This window comes from Xanthomonas axonopodis pv. maculifoliigardeniae (assembly GCF_041519315.1).
GTDB classification, from domain to species: domain Bacteria; phylum Pseudomonadota; class Gammaproteobacteria; order Xanthomonadales; family Xanthomonadaceae; genus Xanthomonas; species Xanthomonas euvesicatoria.
The window spans coordinates 315,667-339,590 of record NZ_CP167998.1; the positions used below are offsets into that span (position 1 = coordinate 315,667).

At 67.6% G+C, this 23,924-nt stretch carries 20 protein-coding genes and 1 other RNA gene; 3 read left to right on the forward strand and 18 right to left on the reverse strand.

Translation table 11 applies throughout. The annotated features are described in order from the left end of the window. Nucleotides 1–76: 76 nt before the first annotated feature. Entirely contained in the window at nucleotides 77–2,578 is a 2,502-nt protein-coding gene (gene hrpB, locus ACDH77_RS01360) for an ATP-dependent helicase HrpB (RefSeq protein WP_372353683.1), read from the reverse strand. Nucleotides 2,579–2,809: 231 nt separating this feature from the next. Between hrpB and ACDH77_RS01365 the strand changes: the two genes are divergently transcribed. Beyond that, nucleotides 2,810–3,094, forward strand: coding sequence for a hypothetical protein (locus ACDH77_RS01365; protein ID WP_008572328.1), 285 nt, complete (start codon nucleotides 2,810–2,812; stop codon nucleotides 3,092–3,094). 180 nt (nucleotides 3,095–3,274) lie between these two features. Here the strand turns inward: ACDH77_RS01365 and ACDH77_RS01370 are convergent, their stop codons facing one another. The 9 genes from ACDH77_RS01370 to ACDH77_RS01410 form a co-directional block, all read right to left on the reverse strand. Beyond that, the gene (locus tag ACDH77_RS01370) at nucleotides 3,275–3,748 is read right to left on the reverse strand and encodes a DUF1456 family protein (protein WP_003489391.1); all 474 of its coding nucleotides are present in this window, start codon (nucleotides 3,746–3,748) and stop codon (nucleotides 3,275–3,277) included. 167 nt (nucleotides 3,749–3,915) lie between these two features. After that, nucleotides 3,916–4,275 (reverse strand): hydroxyisourate hydrolase, encoded by a 360-nt coding sequence (gene uraH, locus ACDH77_RS01375; protein ID WP_014089054.1) that lies wholly within the window; start codon nucleotides 4,273–4,275, stop codon nucleotides 3,916–3,918. Further along, nucleotides 4,245–5,666 carry an FAD-dependent urate hydroxylase HpyO gene (hpyO, locus tag ACDH77_RS01380; protein WP_014089055.1) on the reverse strand — a complete coding sequence of 474 codons (1,422 nt, stop codon included), beginning with the start codon at nucleotides 5,664–5,666 and terminating at the stop codon, nucleotides 4,245–4,247. Before hpyO ends, uraH begins: the two co-directional genes overlap by 31 nt. Then, nucleotides 5,663–6,154, reverse strand: a complete 492-nt coding sequence (uraD, locus tag ACDH77_RS01385; RefSeq protein WP_011346006.1) for a 2-oxo-4-hydroxy-4-carboxy-5-ureidoimidazoline decarboxylase — start codon at nucleotides 6,152–6,154, stop codon at nucleotides 5,663–5,665. The genes hpyO and uraD overlap by 4 nt, the downstream gene beginning before the upstream one ends. Beyond that, entirely contained in the window at nucleotides 6,151–6,546 is a 396-nt protein-coding gene (gene hpxZ / locus ACDH77_RS01390) for an oxalurate catabolism protein HpxZ (RefSeq protein WP_014089057.1), read from the reverse strand. Before hpxZ ends, uraD begins: the two co-directional genes overlap by 4 nt. After that, nucleotides 6,543–7,433 carry an allantoinase PuuE gene (gene puuE / locus ACDH77_RS01395; RefSeq protein WP_031420725.1) on the reverse strand — a complete coding sequence of 297 codons (891 nt, stop codon included), beginning with the start codon at nucleotides 7,431–7,433 and terminating at the stop codon, nucleotides 6,543–6,545. Before puuE ends, hpxZ begins: the two co-directional genes overlap by 4 nt. Further along, nucleotides 7,430–8,686: an alanine--glyoxylate aminotransferase family protein gene (locus ACDH77_RS01400; RefSeq protein ID WP_372353684.1), complete on the reverse strand. Its 1,257-nt coding sequence runs from the start codon at nucleotides 8,684–8,686 to the stop codon at nucleotides 7,430–7,432. The genes puuE and ACDH77_RS01400 overlap by 4 nt, the downstream gene beginning before the upstream one ends. Beyond that, nucleotides 8,676–9,896, reverse strand: a complete 1,221-nt coding sequence (locus tag ACDH77_RS01405) for an allantoate amidohydrolase (protein WP_372353878.1) — start codon at nucleotides 9,894–9,896, stop codon at nucleotides 8,676–8,678. The genes ACDH77_RS01400 and ACDH77_RS01405 overlap by 11 nt, the downstream gene beginning before the upstream one ends. Before the next feature lie 566 nt (nucleotides 9,897–10,462). Further along, the gene (locus ACDH77_RS01410; protein WP_008572345.1) at nucleotides 10,463–11,395 is read right to left on the reverse strand and encodes a LysR family transcriptional regulator; all 933 of its coding nucleotides are present in this window, start codon (nucleotides 11,393–11,395) and stop codon (nucleotides 10,463–10,465) included. Between the two features lie 366 nt (nucleotides 11,396–11,761). Between ACDH77_RS01410 and ACDH77_RS01415 the strand changes: the two genes are divergently transcribed. Further along, nucleotides 11,762–12,649, forward strand: a complete 888-nt coding sequence (locus tag ACDH77_RS01415; RefSeq protein WP_011346013.1) for an alpha/beta fold hydrolase — start codon at nucleotides 11,762–11,764, stop codon at nucleotides 12,647–12,649. A 240-nt stretch (nucleotides 12,650–12,889) separates the two neighbouring features. Continuing rightward, nucleotides 12,890–12,966: non-coding RNA, sX9 sRNA (locus tag ACDH77_RS01420), on the forward strand. Nucleotides 12,967–12,970: 4 nt separating this feature from the next. Here ACDH77_RS01420 and gvpU read toward each other — a convergent pair. The 8 genes from gvpU to ACDH77_RS01460 form a co-directional block, all read right to left on the reverse strand. Beyond that, a complete protein-coding gene (gvpU, locus tag ACDH77_RS01425) occupies nucleotides 12,971–13,429 on the reverse strand; it encodes a gas vesicle accessory protein GvpU (RefSeq protein WP_008572349.1) in 459 nt (152 codons plus the stop codon). 223 nt (nucleotides 13,430–13,652) lie between these two features. After that, on the reverse strand, nucleotides 13,653–15,233 hold the full coding sequence (locus ACDH77_RS01430) for a gamma-glutamyltransferase family protein (RefSeq protein WP_008572350.1): 1,581 nt from the start codon (nucleotides 15,231–15,233) through the stop codon (nucleotides 13,653–13,655). Further along, entirely contained in the window at nucleotides 15,233–16,693 is a 1,461-nt protein-coding gene (locus ACDH77_RS01435; RefSeq protein ID WP_057681331.1) for an AtzE family amidohydrolase, read from the reverse strand. The genes ACDH77_RS01430 and ACDH77_RS01435 overlap by 1 nt, the downstream gene beginning before the upstream one ends. A gap of 462 nt (nucleotides 16,694–17,155) precedes the next feature. Continuing rightward, nucleotides 17,156–18,298 (reverse strand): nucleoside hydrolase, encoded by a 1,143-nt coding sequence (locus ACDH77_RS01440; RefSeq protein WP_372353685.1) that lies wholly within the window; start codon nucleotides 18,296–18,298, stop codon nucleotides 17,156–17,158. 151 nt (nucleotides 18,299–18,449) lie between these two features. After that, on the reverse strand, nucleotides 18,450–20,000 hold the full coding sequence (locus ACDH77_RS01445; RefSeq protein ID WP_372353686.1) for an adenosine deaminase: 1,551 nt from the start codon (nucleotides 19,998–20,000) through the stop codon (nucleotides 18,450–18,452). 127 nt (nucleotides 20,001–20,127) lie between these two features. Further along, nucleotides 20,128–21,441 carry an NCS2 family permease gene (locus tag ACDH77_RS01450; protein ID WP_338338830.1) on the reverse strand — a complete coding sequence of 438 codons (1,314 nt, stop codon included), beginning with the start codon at nucleotides 21,439–21,441 and terminating at the stop codon, nucleotides 20,128–20,130. A 369-nt stretch (nucleotides 21,442–21,810) separates the two neighbouring features. Continuing rightward, entirely contained in the window at nucleotides 21,811–22,767 is a 957-nt protein-coding gene (locus ACDH77_RS01455; RefSeq protein ID WP_071118470.1) for a PDR/VanB family oxidoreductase, read from the reverse strand. 17 nt (nucleotides 22,768–22,784) lie between these two features. Then, a complete protein-coding gene (locus ACDH77_RS01460; RefSeq protein ID WP_011346019.1) occupies nucleotides 22,785–23,837 on the reverse strand; it encodes an aromatic ring-hydroxylating oxygenase subunit alpha in 1,053 nt (350 codons plus the stop codon). Between the last annotated feature and the right edge of the window lie 87 nt (nucleotides 23,838–23,924).

A 23,924-nucleotide genomic window follows, 5' to 3' on the forward strand; every position in this document is an offset into this window, starting at 1 on the left:
GGGTTGCTGCAGCTGTCCGCGCCGCAGGAGATTGCGAGCGCCTGTCTGTTTCACCGCCGCCGCGGGTCCATGCGTTTCAGGTGCCGCGTGGCTTTGCTCTGTGGGTTGCTGCAGCTGTCCAGGGATCATCCGGCCACGGATGCCTCGGATACCGCCCCTTCATCTCTTTTTTAACGTCCGGATACGTATTCGCCCAGAAACTCTTCAAGTCCTGGGTCACCTGCAACGGCCGCCCGCCGGGCGACAGCAGGTGCAAGGTCAACGGGATGCGGCCGTCGGCGATGCGTGGGGTTTCGGCCAGGCCGAACAGTTCCTGCAGTTTGACCGCCAGCACCGGCGGTAGCGGTTGGCCGGCGTGGTCGAGGGCATAGCTGATGGGGCGCTCCATGCCGGAGGGCACGCTGATGCGGGTCGGCGCATGGCGGTCGATCCACTGGCGGCGCTCCCAGGGCAGCGCGCTCTTCAGTGCTTCGCCCAGGCTGGCCTCATCCAGCGCGTCCAGGCGGGTCTTGCCGGCGAAGGCCGGGCGTAGCCAGGTGTCCAGCGTCTCCAGCAGTGTGGCATCGGAGAGATCGGGCAGCGCCAGCTCTGGCATCCATCTCTGCAGCGACTGCACGCGGGCGCGCCACTGCTGCAGGTTTTCTGTCCACGGCAGGGCGTCCAGGCCGAGTTGACGCACTGCGTCGGTGAGCGCGGCTGCGGCGTGTGCCGGGTCGACGCGGCCGGCCGGGCGGCTGTCGAGCACGATGCGGTCGAAGCTGGATTGGCGGCGGGCGACCAGGGCCCGTTTGTCCGCGTCCCATTGCACCACGTCCTGCTGCACGAAGCGCTCGGGCAGGCTGCGACGCAGGTAGGCTTCATCCACCGGCGCGGCGCGCAGCAACAGCGCATCCTTGGCTTCATAGCGCAGTTCGCTGGCCACCAGCCACGGTTCGCCGCGCAGATCGCTATGGTCGAACAGGCGCGCGCTGCGGCCGTTGGCGAGCAGGTAGCGCAGCGGGTCGGCGGGGTGGCGTACGGCGATGCGATCGGGAAATGCGTGCGACAGCAGGTCGCCGAGCGCGTGCGCCTCCACGCTGGATGGCGGGGCGCTGTCGCAGCGCAGCCGGCGCCGCCATTGTTTGGCAGCGCTGTCGATGGCAGCCAGGCCGCCACGATCGGCGTCGGCCGCGCTGCGGCCCTGACGAAATGCCGCCAGCGCCCGCCAACGCGCGGCCAGCCCATCGCCACCCTGGCGCAGCGGATCGCGCGCTTCCAGCAACGCGGCCAGGTCGCAGGCCAGCGCCACACGCGGCGCATCGCCGGCCTGCGCCAGCATCGCCGCCAGGCGTGGATGCGTGCCCAGCGCGAGCATGCGCCGGCCGAGCGTGGTGATGCCGCCGCTTGCGGTGAGCGCGCCCAGCCGCCGCAGCAGCTCGCGCGCGGCGGCCAGTGCGCCACTGGGCGGCGCATCGACAAAGCGCAGCGCGCTGCTGCCCCAGGCGGCCAGTTCCAGCGCCAGGCCGGCCAGTTCCACCTGGGTGATCTCGGCACGGCGCTGCGGTTCCAGCCGTTGCGACTGCGGCCACAGCCGGTAGGCCCAGCCGCTGGCGACACGCCCGGCGCGGCCGGCGCGCTGGTCGGCCGAAGCCTGCGCAATGGCGGCCACGTCCAGCCGCGAAAACCCGCTGTTGGGGTCGTAATGCGGCTCGAGCGCCAGCCCGCTGTCGATCACCACGCGCACGCCGGGCAAGGTGACCGAAGATTCGGCCACGTTGGTGGCCAGCACCACGCGGCGGCGGCCTTGCGGGTCGGGCTGCAGTACCTGGCTTTGCGCCTCCACCGACAGCTCGCCGTGCAGCGGCAGCACCTGCACCGCCGGATCCAGCGCATCCTGCAGTGCGCGATGCACCCGCGCGATCTCGCGCTGGCCGGGCAAAAACACCAGCACGTCGCCGGGATGCGTGGACAACGCGTGCTCCACCGCGCGCCGCGTCTGCGGCTCCAGCGCTTCGTCGCGGCGCGCCGGAAAGTGCGCAATCTCCACCGGGAAACTGCGCCCGGCACTGCTCAGCCGCGGCGCTTCCAGAAAGCCGGCCAGGCGTTCGCCATCCAGCGTGGCCGACATCGCCACGATGCGCAGGTCATCGCGCACCTGCGCCTGCACATCCAGCGCCAGCGCCAGACCCAGGTCGCCGGCCAGATGGCGTTCGTGGAATTCGTCGAACAGCAGCGCGCCGACGCTTTCCAGCATGGGGTCGTCCTGGATCAGCCGGGTCAGGATGCCTTCGGTGACGACTTCGATGCGGGTGCGCGCGGAGGTCTTGTTCTCGAAGCGGATGCGGTACCCCACCGTTTCGCCGACCGGCTCGCCGAGCTGGCGCGCCATGAACTGCGCCGCGCTGCGGGCCGCCACGCGGCGCGGTTCGAGCATCACGATTCTGCGGCCGGCCAGCCACGGCGCGTCCAGCAACGCCAGCGGCACCTGGGTGGTCTTGCCGGCGCCGGGCGGGGCTTCCAGCACCAGCCGCGGATGCGCAGCGAGACTGTCGCGAATTTGCGGCAACAACGGGGAGATCGGAAAAGCAGGGTCGGTCATGCGCGGGAAGGATACGTTTGTGCTGCATAGAGTGCGACAGAGACCTGTGCGCAACTGCCGGCAGCCCGCTGCGTTCCGGCTCACCACAATACAGCGCACGAAACGCTCCACGCTGCAGCGAAACATTGGGTGCGAGAGACGTAATCGCAGCGCTAAATCGGAAATCCCCGTATCCCACTTGGTCAAGGTCTTTCCACAATCGGCAGGCCACTCCGCCAATCCAGAGACGCTATGAACGACTACGGTTCTTATCGCTACCTGCCTGCCGATGGTTGGTACGCTACCTATCCCCAAGTGACCGATACCGACCAGGTGCGCGTCTTCCAACGTGTGGCGCTATGGCGGGTTGCCCCGCACGGTACCATCGTGGGTCTGATCTCCTCGCCCGACGGCGACCAGGAGGACATCGAGTCGCAGCTTCTCAGTGCCCCGCGCGGACAAGGCGTCCACTACATCCACATGGATGATATGACCGAACAAGAACGCGAGCAGATCCGCAACAGACGTTTCAGCTGATCGCACCTGCTGCGTTTTGGGCGCCGTCACGCGTGATCTGACGACGACGGTACGGATGGCGCATGGTCATTCGTACCGTGGTGGCGATTTAGAGCGTGCGTGCGGTTCTCAATGATGCTCTTGCACCGAAAAAGGGCATCCGCTGGACAAGCGCCAGCGGCCAAGCGTGTGCGCTGAAGATCATCCCGCTTCGCGCATCCGGGCGGTCAGGCCCTTGAGGAAGGCGCGCAGCAGCTGGTCGCCGCAGGGGCGGAAATTCTTGTGGCCGGGTTGGCGAAACAGTGCGGAGAGTTCCGGCTTGGACAGCGGGAAACCGGCGCTGGCGAAGATGGCGTGCATGTCGACGTCCTTCAATTCGAAGGCCACGCGCAGCTTCTTCAACACCAGGTTGTTGCCGACGCGGGTTTCCAGCGGGCGTGGCGGCTGGCTCTCGTCGCGGCCGCGGAAGCGCAGCACCAGGCCGTCGAGAAAACGCGCCAGCATCGCATCGGTGCAGGGCTCAAAGCCCGGCTCGTCTTCCTTCTTCAGCCAGGCCTGTACCTGCGGCTTGTCGAGCGCGAACTCGGGGTCGGCCAGGTGGGTGATGTCCACCACCTTGTCGTCGCTGAGGTCGAGCATATAGCGGATGCTGCGCAGTACATCGTTGTGGATCATGACAGTTCCGGTGCCCCGGCCTGTCGCCGGAAAGCGGCCATTCTACGGGGCTTGAGTGAAACCGGTCTGACACCGTGCGCAGGGGGTCATGCGCACCGGCAGCGATGGAAGCGCAGGCCGTCGTGCAGACGGGCCCGAATTGCCTGCACTGCGGCACGACGCAGCGCTCAGCTGCCGCGATAGGTGGAGTACCCGTACGGGGACAGCAGCAGCGGGACATGGTAGTGGCCGTCGTCGGCGATGCCGAAGGCGATCGGGATGCAGTCCAGGAACGGTGGATCGGCCAGCGCCATGCCGGTTGCCTGCCAATAGCGGGCGAGGTCGAATTCCAGCCGGTAGCGGCCGGGTTGCAGCGCGAGCGCGGCCAGGTCCGGGCAGCGGCCGTCGGGATTGGTCACGCCCTCGAAGTGCAGCGTCTCGCCGGCGAACAGCCGCAGCGGCACGCCCGCGGCGGGGCGGCCGCTGGCGGTGTCCAGCACGTGCGTGGACAGCGTGCTCATGCCACCGCCTGGGTGGGCTGCGGCCATTGGCCGACGAATTCGGGTTGGTCGTAGGCCAAGTACTGGTCGACGACGGCCTGGCGGTCGTCCAGGAACAATTGGTCGGCCACTGCGCGGGCCAGCCGCGGCAGTGCTACCTTCAGCCCGGACAGCGCGGCGGCCGATGGGCCGTGATTGATCAGCGCCGAATAGTTGAAGGCGAACAGCCCATGCAGCAGCGCGGCATCGTCAGGCGTGCGTGGCAGCAGTTCGAAACCGGGGCCCAGATAGGGGTGTGCGTCCAGCACCGGATTGGCCTGGCCCGGCGGTGGCCGATAGCGGTCGCCCCAGCAGGCGATGCGCCCGGACAGCGCAGCCAGTTCCGGACGCAGCTGCGGATCGGTGACCAGGCCGGTGGCGATGGCAAGGAAATCAAAGCGGTGTTCGCGCTGCGGCGTGCGCACGACGATCTCGTCATCGCGTTCGGCCACGTCCAGCCACGGCGCGCCAAGATGCAGCGCGAAGCCGGCATGCGCACAGGCGCGCTGGAAGGTGTCGTTGGTGGGCGGTTGGTTGTGCGCGAAGAAGCTGGCCATCATCCGATACTTGTCTGCATCCGGCAGCGCCAGAAAACGCGGAATGATGCCGGCCTGTTCCATGTGCCGGAACGGATTGATGCGCGGCAATTCGCTACGCCGCACGAACACCTCGGCACTGGCCAGGCCCTGTTCGAGCGCAAAGCAGGCATTGTCGAAGGCCGAGGCGCCGCCGCCCAGAATGCCCACACGCTTGCCGGCCAGTGCGGCGAAATCGATCTGGCCGGACGTGTGCGCGTAGCGGTGCGCGGGCAGGGCGCGGCTGATCCACTCGGGCACCACCCACTGGCCCCCGCCCTGGATGCCGGTGGCCAGAATCAGTTTGCGCGTGAGCAGGGGGGCGCCCATCGCCAGATGCAGGCGATGGATACCCGGTGCGAAGTCCGGCTCCACGCGGACCAGGCGGGTGGCGTTGCGCACCGGCAAGCGCAGCGTTGTGCGATACCAGCGCAGATAATCCATCCAGCGCGCGCGCGGAATCTTGTCCAGCGCATCCCATGCGGCGCTGCCGTACTGCGCCTCCCACCACGCGCGGAAGGTGAGCGATGGCACGCCCAGATCGATCGAGGTGATGTGCTTGGGCGTGCGCAAGGTCTGCATGCGCGCGTAGGTCACCCACGGACCTTCCTGGCCCGCCGGGTTTTCGTCGATCACCAGCAGGTTGTGCACACGCTCGCGTTGCAGCGCGAACGCCGCCCCCAGGCCGCTCTGCCCGGCGCCGACGATGATGACGTCGTAGACGTGCCCGCTCGGATGCACGCGCGGTTGCACCCAGGCATCGCCGCCGTGGGCCAGGCATTGCAGGTCGTGGGCGAGGGTACGTTCGAGGTGGGCCAGGCTCATGGCAGTGCCTCCAGGCGCAGGTGAACGATCTTGCCGATTTCGGCGATGGCGGTGGCGATCTCTGCATTGCGCGCGGCCTCCAGCCGCTGCGCCAGCGCGGCCAGAATGCCGGCCTTGTCGTGCAGCCGCACGCAGATCACGAACGGAAATCCGAAACGGTGGCGATAAGCCTGATTGAGCGCGTGGAAGCGCTTGAATTCGTCCTCGCTGAGCCGGTCCAGCCCGGCCGAAGCCTGCTCCGCGGCCGATGCTTCGGTGAGCGTGCGGTCGATCGCGGCCTTGCCGGCCAGCTCTGGGTGGGCGCGGATCAGTGCGACCTGATCTTGCGGCGATGCGTCGTAGACGACCTGCATCAGGCCGTGATGCACATCGGCCAACGGCCGCCGCCGCAGCGCACGTTCAACCACCCACGGCGAGTGCTCGAACAGGTCGCGGTAGCGCGCCAGGAAGGCGGCATCGTCCAGCGCGGGGTCGTCGACCACGCTCATGCGTGCGTGCCTTGCAACGAGACATGCGCAGCCACCACTTTCCAGCCGTCGGCAAAGCGCACCCAGCTCTGGCTTTGCCGCCCGCGTGCGCTGCTGCCCTCGCGAATGAACTCCGCGTGCGTAGTGGCAAAGTCATGCCCGAAGCCGTGTACCTGCACATGTGCGAGCTGGCGTTGCGGCGAACCACCGCGGCCGCTGCGAAATGCGCGGATCGCATCGATGCCGTACAACACTTCGCCCACGCCATAGCGCACCGTGCTGGGCGCTGCATGAAACAGCGCATCCATCGCCGCGATGTCGTCGCGCATCAGCGCGGTTTCGTAGGCATGGAAGGCGGCCGTCACTTGCGCGATCACCTCGGGCAGATCGATCCGGGAGGCGGCAATGCTCATGCCGGGTGCACCTGCAGCCAATGGCGCGCAATATCGATGCGGCGCGCAATCCAGGCATCGCCGCTGGCCAGTACATGATCGACAAAGCGCGCCAGCGCCGCCGCGCGTGCCGGCTTGCCCACGATGCGCCCGTGCAGGCCGATCGAAAGCATGCGCCCGCCTTCGCTGCGCAATTGTTCGAAGCTGTCGCGCAGATAGCGGAAGAACGGCTCGCCATCGGCAAAGCCGTTATAGGCGACGAATTTCATATCGTTGGCATCCAGCGTGTACGGCACGATCAACTGCGCACGGCCGTGGCGGTGGTCGTAGTACGGCACATCGTCGGCGTAGCTGTCGGCGTCGTAGACAAAGCCACCTTCTTCGGCAATCAGGCGGGCGGTGTTGGGGCTGGTGCGGCCCTGATACCAGCCCAGCGGCCGGCTGCCGGTGACGCGCGTATGCACGGCGATGGCCTGCGCGATATGCGCGCGTTCGGTGGCCTCGTCCACGTGTTGATAATCGATCCAGCGCAGACCGTGGCTGGCGATTTCCCACCGGGCCGCCTGCATCGCGGCCACCGCGTCCGGATTGGATGCCAAGGCCTGCGCCACCCCGAACACCGTCACCGGCACGTTGCGTGCAGTGAACAAGCGATGCAGCCGCCAGAAGCCGGCGCGGCTGCCGTATTCGTACAGGCTTTCCATGGCCATGGCGCGTGCGCCGGGGTGCGCGTGCGCACCGACCATTTCGGACAGGAACGCTTCGGAACCGGCATCGCCATTGAGCACGCAATTTTCCGCGCCTTCTTCGTAATTGATCACGAACTGCACTGCGATGCGCGCGCCGCCCGGCCATTGCGCCGCGGGCGGCGTGGCGCCATAGCCGAGCAGGTCGCGCGCAGCGTTCATGCCTGCGCTTCCGCGTGCCAGGCGGCCAGTGCCGCTTCCACCGCCAGGCCGTGCGTGCAGGCATCACCTTCGGCGCGCAGTACCGCTTCCAGTGCGGCCAGGGTGATCAGCACCTTGTGCTTCATCGCGTTGTAGCCCATCGCGCCGATGCGCCAGATCTTGCCCTGCAGCGGCCCGAACGCGGTGCCGATCTCGATCTCGAAATCCTCACGCATGCGGCGGCGCACCGCCTCGCCGTCGATGCCGGGCGGAATCACCACGCCGGTGACGTTGGTCATGCGATGCGCATCGTCGCCGAACACTTCCAGCCCCAACGCGCGGATACCTGCACTGACCGCGCGCCCGGCCGCCGCGTGGCGCGCGAAGCGTGCATCCAGGCCTTCCTGCAGGGCCACGCGTGCGCATTCGCGGGCGCCGTACAGCATGGTGGTGGCTTCGGTGTGGTGATTGAGGCGCTTGTCCGACCAGTAATCCATGATCATCGCCAGGTCGAAATAGTTCGAGGCGATGCGCGGGCCGCTGCCGTTGGCGATGTCGGCGCGCACGATGCCGCGTTCGACATGGCGACGCGCGAAGATGGCCTCGGCCGCGCGCTCGGACACGGTGATCGGCGCCGAGCCGGACGGCCCGCCCAGGCATTTCTGCAAACCGCCGGTAACCACGTCCACCTCCCAGCGGTCGCTGGCGACGGGCATGCCGCCGATGGTGGCGGTGGCGTCCACATAACTCAGCGCGCCAGCTGCGCGGCACAACGCACCGACGCCATCGAGCGGCTGGGCCATGGTGGTGGAGGTGTCGCCGTGCACGGTGGCCACCAGCCTGGGCGCCACGCGCGCGATCGCCTCGGCAATCGCGCTCAGCGGCAGTACCTCGCCCCACGGCGCATCCACCGTGTGCACATCGGCGCCGAGACGGCCCAGGATTTCGGTGAGCAGCAACCCGAAGCGGCCGAAGTTGAGCACCAGCACGCGCTCGCCGGGGCTGACCAGCGACACCAGCGCCGCTTCGATGCCGGCGCGCGCGGTGCCATCGACCAGGAACGTCCAGCGATTCTCGGTGCCGAACAATGGCCGGTACAGCGCCATCACCTCGTTCATGTAGTTGGTCATTTCCGGATCGAACTGCCCCAGCAGATCGGCGGCCATCGCACGCAGCACGCGCGGATGCGCATTGACCGGGCCCGGGCCCATCAACAGGCGCTGCGGGGGATCGAGTTCGCCAAAGGTGTGCAGCTGACGCAGATCAGGTGACAAGGGGTTCTCCCAGGTGTTCGATGAAATGGCGCATGACCGCCAGTGCAATCTCGGCATCGGCCGGATCGACATGCTCGTCCGGATGATGGCTGATCCCGCCGGCGCAGCGCACGAACAGCATCGCCGTAGGACACAGCGCTGCCATCACCATGGCATCGTGGCCCGCACCGGAGACCAGCTGGCGCGGTGCGATGCCTTGCGCGGCAACCGCATGTTCCAGCCGCGTGATCAGTGCCGGCGCGCAGGGGCTGGCAGCCAGTGTCTGCAGCGGCTCGATGGCGATGGCGATGCCGCGGTGGATGGCGATCTGCGCCAGTGCCTGTTCGATCAGATGCACGGCGGCATCGCGGCTCGCGTCGCTGCCGGCGCGCACGTCCAGCGTGCAGTCCACACGCCCCGGCACCACATTGGTGGCGCCGGGTGCCACCTGCAGCGTGCCGACGGTGGCAACCAGATCGCTGCTGCCTACGCGCGCGATGCGCTCGATGGCCAGCAGCGCTTCGGCGGCGGCGCTCAACGCGTCGCGGCGCAGTGCCATGCTGGTGGTGCCGGCATGCCCGGCGCGGCCCTCGAAGCGCAGCGCGAAGCGCCGCTGGGCGGCGATGGCGCTGACGATGCCGAGCGGCAATCCTTCGACTTCCAGTACCGGGCCTTGTTCGATATGCGTTTCCAGATACGCCAGCACGCTGCCCGGCGCGCGGGCGGCGCGCTGCACGTGGGCGATGTCCAGGTTCCACGCGGCCAGGGCGCTGGCCACCGTGACGCCGGCGGCGTCGGTGACCGCCAGCCTGGCGGGGTCGAGCGTGCCGGCCACCGCGCGGCTGCAGAACATGGACGCGGGAAAGCGCGAGCCTTCCTCGTCGCCGAAGGCGATGACCTCGATGGCGAACGGTAGCCTGCGCCCCTGTGCATGCAGCGCAGCGACGCATTCGATCCCGAGCAGGATGCCGAGCGGGCCGTCGTAGCGCCCGGCATCGCGCACGCTGTCCAGGTGGCTGCCGATCAGCAGCGCCGGCGTGTCTGGCCGCGTGCCGGCGTACCGGCCCACCAATGTGCCGAGGGGATCGATGCGCACCTGCATGCCGGCCGCCCTCATCCAGGTGCCCACCTGTTCCACCGTGGCGCGGTGGGCAGGACCAAGCCAGCCGCGGAATAGCCCGGTATCGCTATCGCTGTAGGGCGCAACGCCCAGCGCGTCGCAGCGTGCCACCGCACGCGCACCGCCAGGAGCGGTGAGGTCGGCGGTCGCTTGGCGGGACGGCAGGGCAGCGGGCATCGACAGGACCAACGGGGCTCGCGGAGCCTTCAACAGCGGTCCAGGAGCAGGCGGGAGAGGTGACGCTTGGACTATAGGGAGGCAGTCCTGTCGCCATCAAAGAGTTTTTTCGCGGGCTTGTGCTGCAAAAAATGCAACGCGGTGCCTGGCCCGATGGCATGGGGCTGCCGGCGGCAGGCGTGCCCTTGCGAGAACCTCATCCGGCGAACGCGTGCGCGTGCCAGCGGCACCTCGGCCACGGTCGTGCCCGCACCGGTTGGCGGCAACGCCGCGAATGCACCGCAACGCCGTGGGTGCTGCGTCACGCGCAGCCCATGCGCCACACGCCGCGCGAAGGAAAACCTCGGAACGTGCTCATGGGGCGGGGGCGGCTGTTCATACAGTTCGGGAGGATCGCGCTGCAACTGCATCGGCCGATCGACTGCATGGCGCTGCTGCGGTCAGGCGCGCCTTCGCGCGCGTGCGGCAGCCAACGGCATGGCGGGGCTGCCTGGCGCCGCTCAACCGCCGTCCGCACATCCAAGGTCGTGCCGTAACGCAGCCACGCACTCGTCCACGAAGGTGCGCACCTTCGACGAGCCGCGGCGGCCTTCGACATGGACCACGTGCACCGGTTCGGGCGCGATTTCGAAGGCATCCAGCACGCTGACCAGCGTTCCGTTTTGCAGGTGTTGGCGGACCTGGTAGGACGGCACTTGCGTGAGGCCCCACCCATCCACTGCGGCAACGATGGCGGCGTTGAATGCGCTGACGCTCAGGCGCGAGGCAACGTCCACCTCATGCGCACGGCCATCCAGACGAAACGCCCACTTGGGCGCGCGTTCGGCCGCGGAGGTGGAAATCGTTGCATGCTGCGGCAGCCTGTCCGGGTGCTGCGGTATGCCGTGTTCTGCAAGATAGCCGGGCGAGGCACAGACCATGCGACGGACGCTGCCGACCGGGATGGCAGTCAGCGACGAATCGGGCAACGTGCCGATCCGGATCGCCACATCGATGCCTTCCTCCAGCAGCGGCACGACGCGGTCCACCAGCAGTGTCCGTGCGCGCATCGCCGGGTAGCGGCTGAGGAAGTGCGCCACGACAGGTGTGACATGCAGTGCACCGAACATCTGCGGGGCAGTCACGGTGAGCAAGCCGCTGGGGAGCGTATGCAGGCCAGCGGCGCGGCTTTCGACATCCTCCAACTCGGCCAACAGGCGCCGGCAGTCGCTTGCATACTGCTGGCCTGCTGCGGTGAACCGCATGGTGCGTGTGCTGCGCACCACCAGCAGCACGCCCAGCCGCGCTTCCAGCTGCGCGATGGTGCGCGTGACCGTGGCGGTGGAAATGCCGAGATGGCGTGCGACACCCGCAAAGCTGGTGTGCTCGGCCAGCGCGGCAAACAGCGTCATTTCCTGGATGCGGTCCACCTGCGCCTCGACTTCGACAATCACCTTCGACCGGGCACGCAGCCTAGCAGCCCGATGTGAGCAACCCCTGGATGCCGCATGCGCCATGCAGCGCATGCAAACGCAACAGTGGCCGCGGCATTGCGTGCGATGCAATGCTCAATTGAATCCCAGGGTGGTTCTCGTGCTGGACCGGCGCACCTAGCATGGCCGCCTTTCCACACGCTTTGCCGCACCAGCATGCACGCCGACCCACGCATCAATTCCCACCGGCAACATGCGCCGGCGTTACACGGGCGCCGCTCCATCCTGCGCCTGGGGTGGATTGGCACGGCACTGGCCCTGGGGGCCGGCAGATTGCGTGCAGCCGACACTTCCGGCGCATACACCCCACCACTTGACGGAGGCAGCATGTCCCACGACTCCACCCAGCGCATCAGGTATCGCACCCAGCAGGTTGGCGATGTCCAGGTGTTCTATCGCGAGGCAGGGCGCAAGGACGCACCGGTCCTGTTGCTGTTGCATGGGTTTCCCAGTGCCAGCCACATGTTCCGCGACCTGATGCCGCTGCTGGCAAGCCAATACCGTCTGATCGCCCCGGATCTCCCCGGCTTCGGCATGACCAAGGCACCGCCGCGTGGGCAGTTCGATTACACCTTCGAGGCGCTCTACAAGGTGATCGAAGGCTTTACCGACGCCTTGGGGCTGACGCGTTATGGCCTGTACCTGTTCGACTACGGTGCACCGGTCGGCTTCCGCCTTGCGGCCGCGCATCCGGAACGGGTGAGCGCCATCATCAGCCAGAACGGCAATGCCTACCTGGAGGGCTTCAGCGACCAATGGGACGCCTGGCAAGCCTACTGGCGTGAGCCAAGCGCCGCCAATCGCGAGGCCTGCCGTGCATCGTTGTCGCCGCAGACCATTCGTGAGTGGCAGTACGGTACCGGTGTCGCGCCCGGGGCACTGTCGCCGGACGGCTACATGCTGGATATCGCCTACATGGCGCGCCCGGGCGCCGAAGAGATCCAGCTCGACCTGATCCTGGATTACCGCAGCAACGTGGCAGCGTACCCGGCATTCCAAGCGTATTTTCGTACCCATCAGCCGCCATTGCTGGCCGTGTGGGGCAAGCACGACCCAGCCTTTATCCCGGCCGGCGCACAGGCCTACCGCAAGGATCTGCCAAAGGCCGAAGTGCACCTGCTGGACACGGGGCACTTTGCACTGGAGACGCATGCGGTGGAGATTGCGCACTCCATCAGTGAGTTCTTGTCGCGTACGCTCGCGCCGTCTGTATGACGCGTGGCCGTGTTGATGCCACTGCATCGCCAACGTGCGCTGAGGTCCAACGGCGCTGCCTGACACAGGATCGCCAAATGCTGCCGTTCTGGAGCGGCCTTGCACTGCTTCGAGATGTGGTTGGTAGTCCAGTGTGAGATGGCGCGCACTCACACTGGAGCAGACGGTACGGGGCTTGAAGCACCTAACAAAAACGACTGCGCCGCCGCCAGGCGGGCGCGGCCGGTGCCCGGAATCGGCATGTACCACACGTACACTGCGGTTCTGAGCGCGCCTTCCGCGCCCACCTGACGGCGGCGCGCGACGTGCTGTTGGCCGCGCTCAGTCTGCCGACAGCGACCCAAGGGTGAAGCCGGAAACCGCATTGACCTTGCCACGCCACAACACGCCACGGTTGCTTGGCAGCGGCTGGCCGCCCGGTGAGAAGCAACGCGCATCGATCAGGTGGATGAACTGCGGCGGCGTGCTGCTCTGCTGCGCATCGTCTTCGGAATCGTAGATGCTGGCGTGGCTGGCAAACGCGCGACGGATATCTTCTTTTTCATCGGCCGCGCCGGGGTAGGCCGCAGAGAACTCCTGCGCAAATGCCTCGAAATACCGCTTGCCGCTGACCAACTGGCCGGAAATGACGATGCCTTCGACAAACAGCGTGACGCCGAACTGCACGTCCGAGGTGTTGGCAATGCCGACCAGCTTCTGCAGATACCAATCCACGCTCTGGCCATCGAACGCCAACTTGACGTCTTCCAGCGACGGTTGATGTTGATCTTGGTCTGTCATGTTGCTCTCCTTGAGTGGATTGGACGACGCGTTAGCCGTAACGCAGATGTGGATGGCGCGCCCTTGGCGTGCCTAAGCATGGCACACGGATCGCCAAGGTTGCCGTGGTTGGGTTCGCTACGAAGGCTCCGGCACGACGGTCTTGCGACACATGGACACTTTCACCCGGTGCATGCCCATGGCGCGCATGGGGCGAGCGACCGCAGCGGAACGACCGCCCTAGTCACCACCCCGCCACCACCCCATCGGAGCGCGGATCACTGGCGCCGCTGATCACGCCATCGACCTCACGCACCAAGGCACCGGCATGCCCCATCACCGCGCTGTACGCCGGCAGCAGTTCCACCGCATGCCCGGCGTTGCGCAGGGCTTGCACGACGGCCGGGTCGAAGCGGTCTTCCAGCTTCAACGCCGTGCTGTCTTCGCCCCAGGTGCGGCCGAGCAGCCAGCGCGGTGCGCTGACCGCCTGCTGCAGCGGCATGCCGAAGCGGGCGTAGCGGGAGAACACGGCGGCCTGGGTTTGCGGTTGGCCTTCGCCGCCCATGGTGCCGTAGGCCATCACGCGGCCATCGTCGAAGGTGGCCAGTGCCGGGTTGAGGGTGTGGAAGGGTTTGCGGCCTGGGGCAAGGGCGTTCCAGCCATCGGGGGCGAGGCGAAAGCTGCAGCCTCGGTTCTGCCAGGTGATGCCAGTGCGCGGCAGCACCAGGCCGGAGCCGAATTCGAAGTAGGTGGACTGGATGCAGCTGACCGCGCGGCCGTGCGCGTCGATGGCGCCGAACCAGACGGTGTCGCCTGCTTGCGAGGGCTGTGGCCACGGCAGTGCGGCGCTCATGTCGATGCGTGCGGCGAGCGCATCGAGTGCGGTGCTGTCGTCGAGCAGGGCTTGCGCGTCGAGCGTCATCCAGGCGGGGTCGCCCAGGTGTGCGTCGCGGATCAGGAACGCCTGCTTGCTGGCTTCGATCAGCCCGTGCAGGTGTGCGTAGCTGTCTGCGTCTTCCACCTTCAGGCGATCGAAGAGCGCCAGGATCAACAGCGAGGCGAGCCCCTGCGTGGGGGGCGCGTGGTTGTAGAGGCGCGCGCCCTGGATGACAACCGATAACGGCACGCTGACGTCGGCGCGATGGATCGCCAGGTCGTGTGCGCTGAGCGGGCTGTCCAATGCCTGCAGGTCTGCGGCGATATCGTGTGCGATCGCGCCACGATAGAAACTCTCCAGCCCTTCATCGGCGAGCCGCTGCAGGGTGCGCGCGAGCTGCGCCTGGTGCAGCAGCGCGCCTTCGCCCAGCGGGACGCCGTGCGGCTCAAAGATCTCGGCATAGGCGCCGGGTTGCAGACGCAGTTCTGCGCCCTTGCTGGCGGCGATCTGCGCCCCGCCCAGCGTGACCGGCACGCCGGCGCTGGCGTGATGGATCGCATCGCTCAACAGGCGTTGCAGCGACACGCTGCCGTTTGCCTGCTGCAGGGCCAGCGCCCAGCCGGAGACGGTGCCGGCCACGGTATTGGCCGCGCCTGGCCCGCGCCACGGAACGTGGGCGTGGCCGCGATAGAAATCCAGTGTTGCCGCCTGCGCCGCGCGGCCGCAGGCATCGATGGCATGCACGCGGCCATCGGGTTCGTGGATGAGCCAGAAGCCATCGCCGCCGATGCCGGTCATGTGCGGGTAGACCACCGCCAGGCAGGCGGCGGTGGCCACGACCGCTTCGACGGCATTGCCGCCGTCGCGCAAGACATCGCGCCCGGCCTGTGCGGCCAAGTGGTGCGGTGCGACCACCATGCCGCGGCGCGCGCGCAGGGTATGCACCATCAGCGTGACTCCGGCGGCGGGCTGAAGGCGAGCAGGCCGTCGCGTTCGAGTTGCGCGGCCAGCGCAAACAGGCGGTCTTCACGGCCGGGCGCGGCGATCAGTTGCACGCCCAGTGGCAGGCGCCCGGGACGCGGCAACGGTGCGGCCAGCACCGGGCAGGCGGCCAGGCCGAGTGGCTGGGTAAAAATGCCCAGGTTCGCGCGTGCGGAGACGGGCAAACCGTCGATCTGGATGGTGTCCTGGTCGATGCGTGGCGCCACGCACGGGGTGGCCGGCGCGATGAGCACCTCCACCTGGTCCCACAGCGCGTGCATGGCATCGGCAAACCATTGTGCGAAGCGGTGCGCATCGGCCACCGCGCTGGCGGGCAGCTGCAAGCCGGCGAGCAGGCGGTCGCGGGTGGCCGGGTCGAACTGCGCGCCGTGCGCGGTGAGTGCGCTGCGGTGACGATGCCCGCCTTCGGCAGCGGTCAGGACGAAGGCAGCGGCGCGTGCGCGTTCGGCCTCCGGCAGGTCGATCGACGAAAGGCTGTTGCAGGCGGTGAGCAGGGCCTGCAGCCCGGCCTCCAGATCCGGATCCAGATTGCGTTCAAACCAGCCGCCCAACCGCGCGACACGCAGGTTGCCGGCATGGCACGAAGGCAGCGGCTGCCCGCGCAGTACCTCATGGACGCGGCGCAGGTCGGCCACCGAGGTGGCGAATGGGCCGGCCACGTCCAGTGCGTCGACAAACGGGAACACGCCATCCAGGGGCACGGCGCCGTGCGTGGGGCGCAGGCCGTAGATGCCGCACAGCGCGGCCGGCACGCGGATGGAACCATTGGTGTCCGAGCCAAGCGCGAACGGCACCAGCCCGGCCGCCACCGCAGCCGCCGAGCCGCCCGACGAGCCGCCCGCCAGATGCTGGAGATCGTGCGGATTGGCGGTGGTGCCGTAATGCGCGTTGACGGTGGCAAAACCGTACGCGAATTCGTCCATGTTGGCGGTACCCACCAGCACGGCCCCGGCGTCGCTGAGCCGTTGCACCACCGCCGCATCGCGGCTGGCCGGCGGGCAGTGCGCACGCACCGCGGCGCCGGCGGTGGTGACCTGCCCGGCTACGTCGAACAGGTCCTTGACCACGAATGGCACGCCGGCCAACGCGCCCCCGTCGCTGCCCCCGGCAAGCGCGGCCTGCACGCGCGCGGCATCAGCCGCGGCACGCGCCGGCAGCAGGCGGGTGATGGCGCACAGGCGGTCGTTGGCCTGGTTGATGCGCGTCAGCGTCTGGGTGGCCAGTCGCGCGGCCAGCGTGGGCTGGCTGCGCGTGGTGCTGACGATGGAGGCAATCTGGCCGCGCGCACCGCCGCCCTCGTGTGCCGTTGCAGGCGGCGCATGGAAGCTGGCCAGCAGCTGCGCGTGCCCACGCAGCACTTCGGTATTGCGATCGACGCCTGCCTGCCATTGCGCGGGGAGTTGCATGGATCACCTGTTGGAAAGCGGGGATTGGGGAGTTGAGATTCGCTTGTCTGCTTGTCTGCTTGTCTGCTTGTCTGCTTGGCGTGCGGGTCGTGCAAACGTGCTGGCTGATGCGTTGAGAGCCGACACGAGGCTGTCGGGATTGCGCGTCACCGTTACGCGGTCGTTGTGACCGCAAAGACCGCAGACGTGCAGCTTCCGGCATTGGATCTAATCATGCAGCAGCGTCATCGCGCGTCTTTCTGTCTCACGTCCTGATCGAACGGCTCTCTCGCGGAGCGAGAAGGCAAGGTTTGCGCGCCACCGGTGCGCGTGCATGGGAGCGTTCGCATCGCAAACGCGGGCTGGGGCGCTGGCGGCGTTGGGCGAGGCTGTCACGGCAGTTGGAGATGTGCCAGGCATTTGTTTCCACATTCCTCACCAGCGACTCTACCGATGCAGCACTGTCATCCGCATATCGAACCTTCATTCGCCCTGCGGGCACCTTGTTCCATCAAGGGGACCGAGGTCCGATGGGAAAAGGGGAAGTGGTAACCCCACTGCCGGTGGTTGCGGCGCGGTGAGGCGGTCGACCAGCAGCTGTTCGAATGCCGGCACGTCCACCGCATGCACCACCGTCTGCGCCTGCTCGCCCAGCCCGGGCTGATACCCCGGTGCCCACGACAAGATGTCGCCGTACCCGGCATCGAAGGCGGTGTTGGTGTCGACGTACAGCGTTTCGGTGCGGGTGGCCAAGTCGGGGCGCAGCCACACGGCCGTGGCCAGTTCGTCCCACATCGGAAAGCCCGGCTCGCGGCGGCGCAGTGCATGGCCAATCGTGGTGTCGGCCGCACTCATGCGCGCCAGCAACTCGGCGGTGAGTTCGGTGGCGGTGGAGGGGTCGACCGGCACCATGGTGATCTGCCGCCACGGCGCGCGCATGACGATGCTGGCCGCTTCCGGGTCCCAGCGGATATTGAATTCGCGTCGCGGCGAATTGACGAACTCGCGTGCGAATTGCTGCGCACTCACGCTATTGCGTTGCTGCCGTGGATTGAGGCTGCCACCCATATAGACCAGCTCGCGCGCCAACGTGGCAAAGGACGGGTCCAGCGATTGCGCCAGTGCCAGATTGGTCAACGGGCCGGTTGCGATGATGCTCACCTCGCCCGGGTATTGACGCACCATGCGCAGCATGAACAACGCGGCCGGCTCGTCTGCGGGGCGCACCACGCTGGGATTGCCCAATGCCAGCTCGGGCACCACATCGTGGGCGTGATAGCGCGGCGCGCTTTGCATGGTGTCCCCGTCCACCCAGTGCCTGGTCCATGCGCCTTTCCAGACGAGTTTGCCGTACAGCGCTTCCCAGCGCTCGGTGGCCAACTCGCTGTTGAGCAGCGGATGCACCGGGCCGGGAAGCACTGGAATCTGCGGATGGCCAGCCAGTTCCAGCAGGCGGCAGGTATGCGCCAGCGCCTCATCGCGCCAGATATTGCCGCTGACGGCACTGATGCCCAGCACCTGCACGTCGGGCGATTGCAACAGCAGCAGCTGTGCGGGCGTGAAGCCGTCGATGTCGTCTTCGAGAATGACGCGGCGTCTGGATGAGGGGCGGTGCGGATCGGTCATTGCGTTCTTGTCGTGGAAGATTGAAGGCGTTGCAACGGCGATGGAGAGAGGCATTTGTAGGAGCGTGCCTGCGCGCGACGGTGCGTTACCGGTTAAGCCCGTTCGTGCTCGGGCGCGCTCCTACGTTGCATATGTCATGTCGTTGTCGGTGCTATCTGTGCTGCAGCAATAGCGTGCGCTCGTACTGGGCCAGGTCGGTTTCCAGCTGCCATTGCAACCGCGCCTTTTCGCTGCTCTGGCGGAATGCGCGACAGGCAGCGTCATCGGTTTCGCGCTGCAACGCCGTGGCGCAGGCCTGCGCAACTTTACCGTCGGCATCCCACAGGCTGGTGCCCGGCAGGAAGCTGTAGGTGAGGCCATTGCGGGCCAGCTGTTTGAGCGTGGGGTAGTCGAGGCCTTGTTCCTGCATCGCGCGTTGGTACTCGTGGGTCATGTCCGCACGCGAGACGCCGGCATCGTCGGTGGACAACACCACCGGCACGCCGGCACGCAGATACAGCGCCAGCGGATGCGCCATGCCCTTGACGCCCAGGATCACATCGTTGCTGGTGAGGTTGATCTCCACCGCAACCTGTTCGCGTCGCATGCGTTGCAGCAGTGCTTCGGCATCGTCCTCGTAGGGCAGGTCCACGCCATGACCGATGCGGCGTGCACCGGCATCCACCGCCTGCCGAATATGCGAGCGCAGCTGCGCCGGCGGCACCAGCCCCAGCGCCAGCTCGCCGGCATGCAGCGACAGCGGCACACCGGGATAACGCGTTGCGAAGAAGCGGAACATCGCCATGTGCCGCGCGTAATCGGCCAGCGCCACTGGATTGTCTTCCGGCGCGACGATGTTCAGCGCCACCGCGCGGCTGCCGCCGGCCGCGATCAGCGCATGCGCCAGCGCCATCTGCCCGAACACCATCGGCTGCGGCAGCACGCGCAGCACATACGGAACATAGCGGTACTCGACCGTGCAGCCGGGGCGTGCATCGGCCTGGTCGCAACGCAGTACGCGCCGGACCTGCGCGTCGATGTCGGCAAGATCGCGTTGCGCGGCCTGCACCAGCGGCGCCAGGTCGGGCTGCAACGCACGCAGGTTGGCTGCGTCGTCCTCGCCCTTCCACGGCAGTAACTGCATGCGCTTGGCAGCCTGATCCATCTGCGGCGGGTTGGCGATGATTTCCACATACGGCACGCGGTCGCGTGCGGCCTGCTCCAGCACTGCGGCGACGGTGTCGGCGACACGGGTGCGGACCACCGCATCGAACTTGCCGAAGGTGCTGAAGAACTGATCGTGGCCGCTGGGGTGCGTTGGGCCTGGCAGGAAGTTGCGCATCGACAGCGAATTCACTATCCGCCCGTACAGCGCGGCATTGCGGGTCGCCAGGCCGCCCGCCGGCTCCTGGCCGGCCCCGCAGGGCGGCGCGCGCAGGCTCAGGTCGTCCAGTTGCACGCAGGCGCCATCGTCGCTGGCCCACTGCAGATAGTCTTCCGCATACACCGAACCGGAGAGGTGGTTATGCAGGTCGCCACCTTTCGGCATGGCCTGCAGCCAAGTGCGTAGCTGTGCCGGCTGCGCGGCCGCCTCACGGAACAACTGCGACACCTGCAGTTGGCGTTGTTGCGCAGGCGCCGGTGCTGGTGTTGGCCGTGCGTGCACGGCAACGGGCAAGCACGCCCACACGCTCAGGATCAGACAGCGGCAAACAAATGGCATGCAGGAGACTCGTTTTGAGAGACGGTGGCGTGCGACGGCCGGCGGCCCCATAGCGTGCCCACCAGCGCGATCCGAAGCCACCCACGTACGCGCCGGCAAGCAGACCTGGAACACGTGGAGGCGCGCATCATTCCAGCGCATAGCGCAGCACGAACAAGCACGCGATGGCCCAGGTGGCCGGGTGCACCCCACGCCAGCGGCCGCTGCCGAGCCTGAGCGCGGCATAGGTGACGAAGCCGAACGCAAGCCCCGTCGCAATGGAATAGGTCAGCGGCATGGCGAGCATGCAGATGGCGGCCGGCAAGGCGTCGCCCACATCGTCCCACTGGATCTGCGTGCATTCGCGCAGCATCACCGAGGCCAGGTAGATCAGCGCGGGTGCGGTGGCGTAGGCCGGCACCATCGCGGCCAGCGGCGAGAACAGCAGGGCAAGCAAGAACAAGGCGGCAACCACCAGCGCGGTGAGGCCGGTGCGCCCGCCCACCTGCACGCCGGCGGCGCTTTCCACATAGGCAGTGGTGCTGGAGGTGCCGAGCAGCGAGCCGGCCAGGATGGCGGTACTGTCGGCAAGCAGCGCGCGGTCGAACTGGCGGCGCTGCGCGGGCGTGTGCAGCAGGCCGGCGCGTTGCGCCACACCCATCAGCGTGCCGGTGGCGTCGAACATTTCCACCAGCACGAACACCAGCACCACATGCAGCACCGCAGCGAGCGCACCGCCGCCGCCATGGCCGTGCAAGGCGCCGACGATATCCAGCTGCAGCAAGGTGGGCGCCAGGCTTGGCGGCAGCGCCAGGACGCCTTGGTAGCGCACCAGCCCCAACGCCAGCGCCGCGCCGGTCACCGCAAGAATGCCCAGCAACATGGCACCCCGCACGCGGCGCACTTCCAGCACGCCGATCAGCAGCAGCCCGGCCAGCGCAAGCAGTGGCTCGGGCCGGTGCAGATCGCCCAAGGTCAGCAAGGTCTGTGGATGCGCCACCACCAGCCCGGCCTTCTGCAGCCCGATCAGGGCCAGGAACAAGCCAATGCCCGCCGCAATGGCGCTGCGCAAGGTGGGCGGAATGCCATCTACCAACCAGCGCCGCGCGCCGGTGACGGTGAGCAGCAGAAAGAGGCAGCCGGAAACGAACACCAGCCCCAGGGTCTGCTGCCAGCTGTAGCCCAATGTGGCGACCACGCTGAAGGCGAAGAATGCGTTCAGGCCCATGCCGGGCGCCATGCCGATGGGGTAGTTGGCCAGCACGCCCATCAGCAGCGAACCCAGTGCTGCAGCCAGGCAGGTGGCCACGAACACCGCGCCGTGATCCATGCCGGTGGTGGCCAGGATGTCGGGATTGACGAAGACGATGTACGCCATCGTCAGGAAGGTGGTGGCACCGGCCAGCAGTTCGGTGCGCACGCTGCTGCCGTTGGCGGCGAGCGCAAAACCGGGCCAGCGCATCAGCATGCGCTCGGGGCGTACAGCCGGTTGACGGCAGGACAAACGAACATCGGCAGAGATCTCATCGATATGGGGCGGGGTGCGTGGCAGGGCGCGCACGCGGGCGGCCCATCTTGCCCTGTTGCGCTGCGCTTGCCACGGGCATCGGGCAGGGATTGCGGTGCGAGGGGAACTCACAAACCGTAGCGTGGCGTCGTGCTGCGGCGATATCGCGCATTGTCGCCCTGCCTGTGCCTCGGCCACGTGCGCATCGCAGCGCCGATGCGGTAACGGATGGCACGGTACGTTACGTGCCATTGGTGTCCGCAAGCGAATCCTCCGAGAGCGCGACGTGACGGAACAAGCGCGATCGCACGGCGTAGGCGGCATTCACAGATCCAGCACCAACCGTGGCGAGCGGCTGCGCGAACAGCACACGGTGATCTGCCGGTTGGCGGCGCGTTCGGCGTCGCTGAGCACGCTGTCGCGATGATCTGGCGTGCCAGCCAGCACGCCGGTCAGGCAGGCGCCGCACATGCCTTGTTCGCACGACAGCGGCACCTCGATACCGGCATCGCGCAAGGCGCTGGCGATGCTGCAATCGGCCGGCACCTGCACCACGCGGCCGCTGGCAGCCAGTTCCACCTCGAACGCGCTGTCGGCATCGTGGGCGAGGCTGGGCGCGGCGGCGAAGTGTTCGCGATGCAGTTGCGCCGCCGTCCAGCCATGCGCCTTTGCCAGCACGGTGAAGTGGTCCATGAACGCCGCCGGCCCGCACAGATACAGCTGGTCGCGCGCACGTGCCTGGCGCAGTTCCTCGGGCACATGCACGCGTGGACTCTGCCCGCCATCGCTCAGGTGCAGGTACACCTGCCCATGCGTAAAGCCTTGTTGCAGCCGCTGCGAAAACGCCACATCCGCATGCCGGCGTGCGTAGTAGTGCAGCACGAAGGGCTCGCCGCGCGCTTCCAGTGCTTGGGCCATCGACAGCAGCGGGGTGATGCCGATGCCGGCCGCCAGCAGCACATGGCGCTCGCCGGGGTGCAGCGGAAACAGATTGCGCGGTGTGGAGATGCGCAGGCGGTCGCCGGGCGCGAGCTGTTCGCACAGATGCCGCGAGCCGCCACGCGAGGCGTCTGCCAGCTTGACGCACAGCAGATAGTGGTCGCGCACATGCGGCGCGCTGGCGATCGAGTATTGGCGAATCAAGCCATCCGGCAGATGCAGGTCGACATGCGCGCCGGCCTCGAATGCCGGCAACTGGGCGCCCACCGGTTCCAGCCGGATCGCGCGCTGGCGGTGGCCCTGATCGACGACGTCGGCAACGCGCACTTCATGCAGGCTCATGCGGGTGTCCTCGGCCGTCAGCGCAGGAAGAAGTCGCTATAGCCCTGGCTGCGCAGCCCGCGGCGATAGGCGATGGAACTGCGATCGGCGGGAATGTGCACTTCCAGCAGCGGGTCCAGCGGCAAATACTCCGGCCGCTGCGCTTCCACCATGGCGCGGTCTTCTTCGAACACGCGCAGGTTGAAGGCGTGCACGTCTTCCACCGGCAGATGGGTGTCGAAATTGCGCGCGATCGGCACCAGCAGCCGGGTGGCGTGCTTGGACACCGGGCTGGCGGCATTCATGATCACCAACCGCTTGCCCGGTACCGGGAAGTGGATGGTGAGCGTGGCGGTGAAGGGCAGATGCACTTCGAAGTGGCGTAGCCACTGGAAGTCCGGCGCCACGTCGGGCAGCGGCATGTCCACCGAATAGTTGGCCACGGTGCTCAGGTAATCGGCGTTGAAGCCGGTCGGCGTTTCGGTGGTGGTGTAGGCCGGCACTTCGCGCTTGTCCGGCTGTGCGAACGTGGCGGTGTGCACGAAGGCGAAATGCGCCACGTCGATGAATCCTTCCAGCTGCCGCGCGGCGCTGCCGCCGATGTCGAAGGCCGGGCAGACGATCTGCTGGAAGCCGTCTTCGTCCCAGCCCGGCATCGGTGGAATCTGGATGTCCGCATCGCTCACCCCGGCCGGCTTGGCCAGGCACACCCAGATCAGCCCGTAGCGTTCGGCCACCGCATAGGTGTGCAGACGCATCCTGGCCGGGATGTTCTGGCTGGGGCTGGCCGGGATATGGTTGCAGCGCCCGCCCGCGCCGAAGCGCAGGCCGTGATAGGCGCACACCACGCCGCCGCCATCGGCCGTGCCCATGCTCAGCGGCACCCCGCGGTGCGGGCAGACGTCGCGCGCGGCCACCAACTCGCTGCCCAGCCGGTACAACACCAGCGGCTCGTCCAGCAGGGTGGCCTTGAACGGCGCTTCGCTCACCTCGCTGCTCAGCGCCACCGCATGCCAGTGCCGGGCCAGGCGCTGCCAATCGGCGGCCTCGAAGGTGCAGTGCAGCGGCAGGGCGGGGACGGCGACATCCATGGGCGGTCTCTGGCGTGGGGCGGGAGCGGTGCCGGATTGACTCTAGGAAGCCGGGGGTGTGTGATCAAACATCGATTTTCAGCCCAG

Coding starts and splice junctions, on each gene's coding strand:
- hrpB (WP_372353683.1), bottom strand. CDS start 2,578: ATGACCGACCCTGCTTTTCCGATCTCCCCGTTGTTGCCGCAAATTCGC.
- ACDH77_RS01365 (WP_008572328.1), top strand. CDS start 2,810: ATGAACGACTACGGTTCTTATCGCTACCTGCCTGCCGATGGTTGGTAC.
- ACDH77_RS01370 (WP_003489391.1), bottom strand. CDS start 3,748: ATGATCCACAACGATGTACTGCGCAGCATCCGCTATATGCTCGACCTC.
- uraH (WP_014089054.1), bottom strand. CDS start 4,275: ATGGCCGCAGCCCACCCAGGCGGTGGCATGAGCACGCTGTCCACGCAC.
- hpyO (WP_014089055.1), bottom strand. CDS start 5,666: ATGAGCCTGGCCCACCTCGAACGTACCCTCGCCCACGACCTGCAATGC.
- uraD (WP_011346006.1), bottom strand. CDS start 6,154: ATGAGCGTGGTCGACGACCCCGCGCTGGACGATGCCGCCTTCCTGGCG.
- hpxZ (WP_014089057.1), bottom strand. CDS start 6,546: ATGAGCATTGCCGCCTCCCGGATCGATCTGCCCGAGGTGATCGCGCAA.
- puuE (WP_031420725.1), bottom strand. CDS start 7,433: ATGAACGCTGCGCGCGACCTGCTCGGCTATGGCGCCACGCCGCCCGCG.
- ACDH77_RS01415 (WP_011346013.1), top strand. CDS start 11,762: ATGTCCCACGACTCCACCCAGCGCATCAGGTATCGCACCCAGCAGGTT.
- gvpU (WP_008572349.1), bottom strand. CDS start 13,429: ATGACAGACCAAGATCAACATCAACCGTCGCTGGAAGACGTCAAGTTG.
- ACDH77_RS01430 (WP_008572350.1), bottom strand. CDS start 15,233: ATGGTGCATACCCTGCGCGCGCGCCGCGGCATGGTGGTCGCACCGCAC.
- ACDH77_RS01435 (WP_057681331.1), bottom strand. CDS start 16,693: ATGCAACTCCCCGCGCAATGGCAGGCAGGCGTCGATCGCAATACCGAA.
- ACDH77_RS01440 (WP_372353685.1), bottom strand. CDS start 18,298: ATGACCGATCCGCACCGCCCCTCATCCAGACGCCGCGTCATTCTCGAA.
- ACDH77_RS01445 (WP_372353686.1), bottom strand. CDS start 20,000: ATGCCATTTGTTTGCCGCTGTCTGATCCTGAGCGTGTGGGCGTGCTTG.
- ACDH77_RS01450 (WP_338338830.1), bottom strand. CDS start 21,441: ATGCGCTGGCCCGGTTTTGCGCTCGCCGCCAACGGCAGCAGCGTGCGC.
- ACDH77_RS01455 (WP_071118470.1), bottom strand. CDS start 22,767: ATGAGCCTGCATGAAGTGCGCGTTGCCGACGTCGTCGATCAGGGCCAC.
- ACDH77_RS01460 (WP_011346019.1), bottom strand. CDS start 23,837: ATGGATGTCGCCGTCCCCGCCCTGCCGCTGCACTGCACCTTCGAGGCC.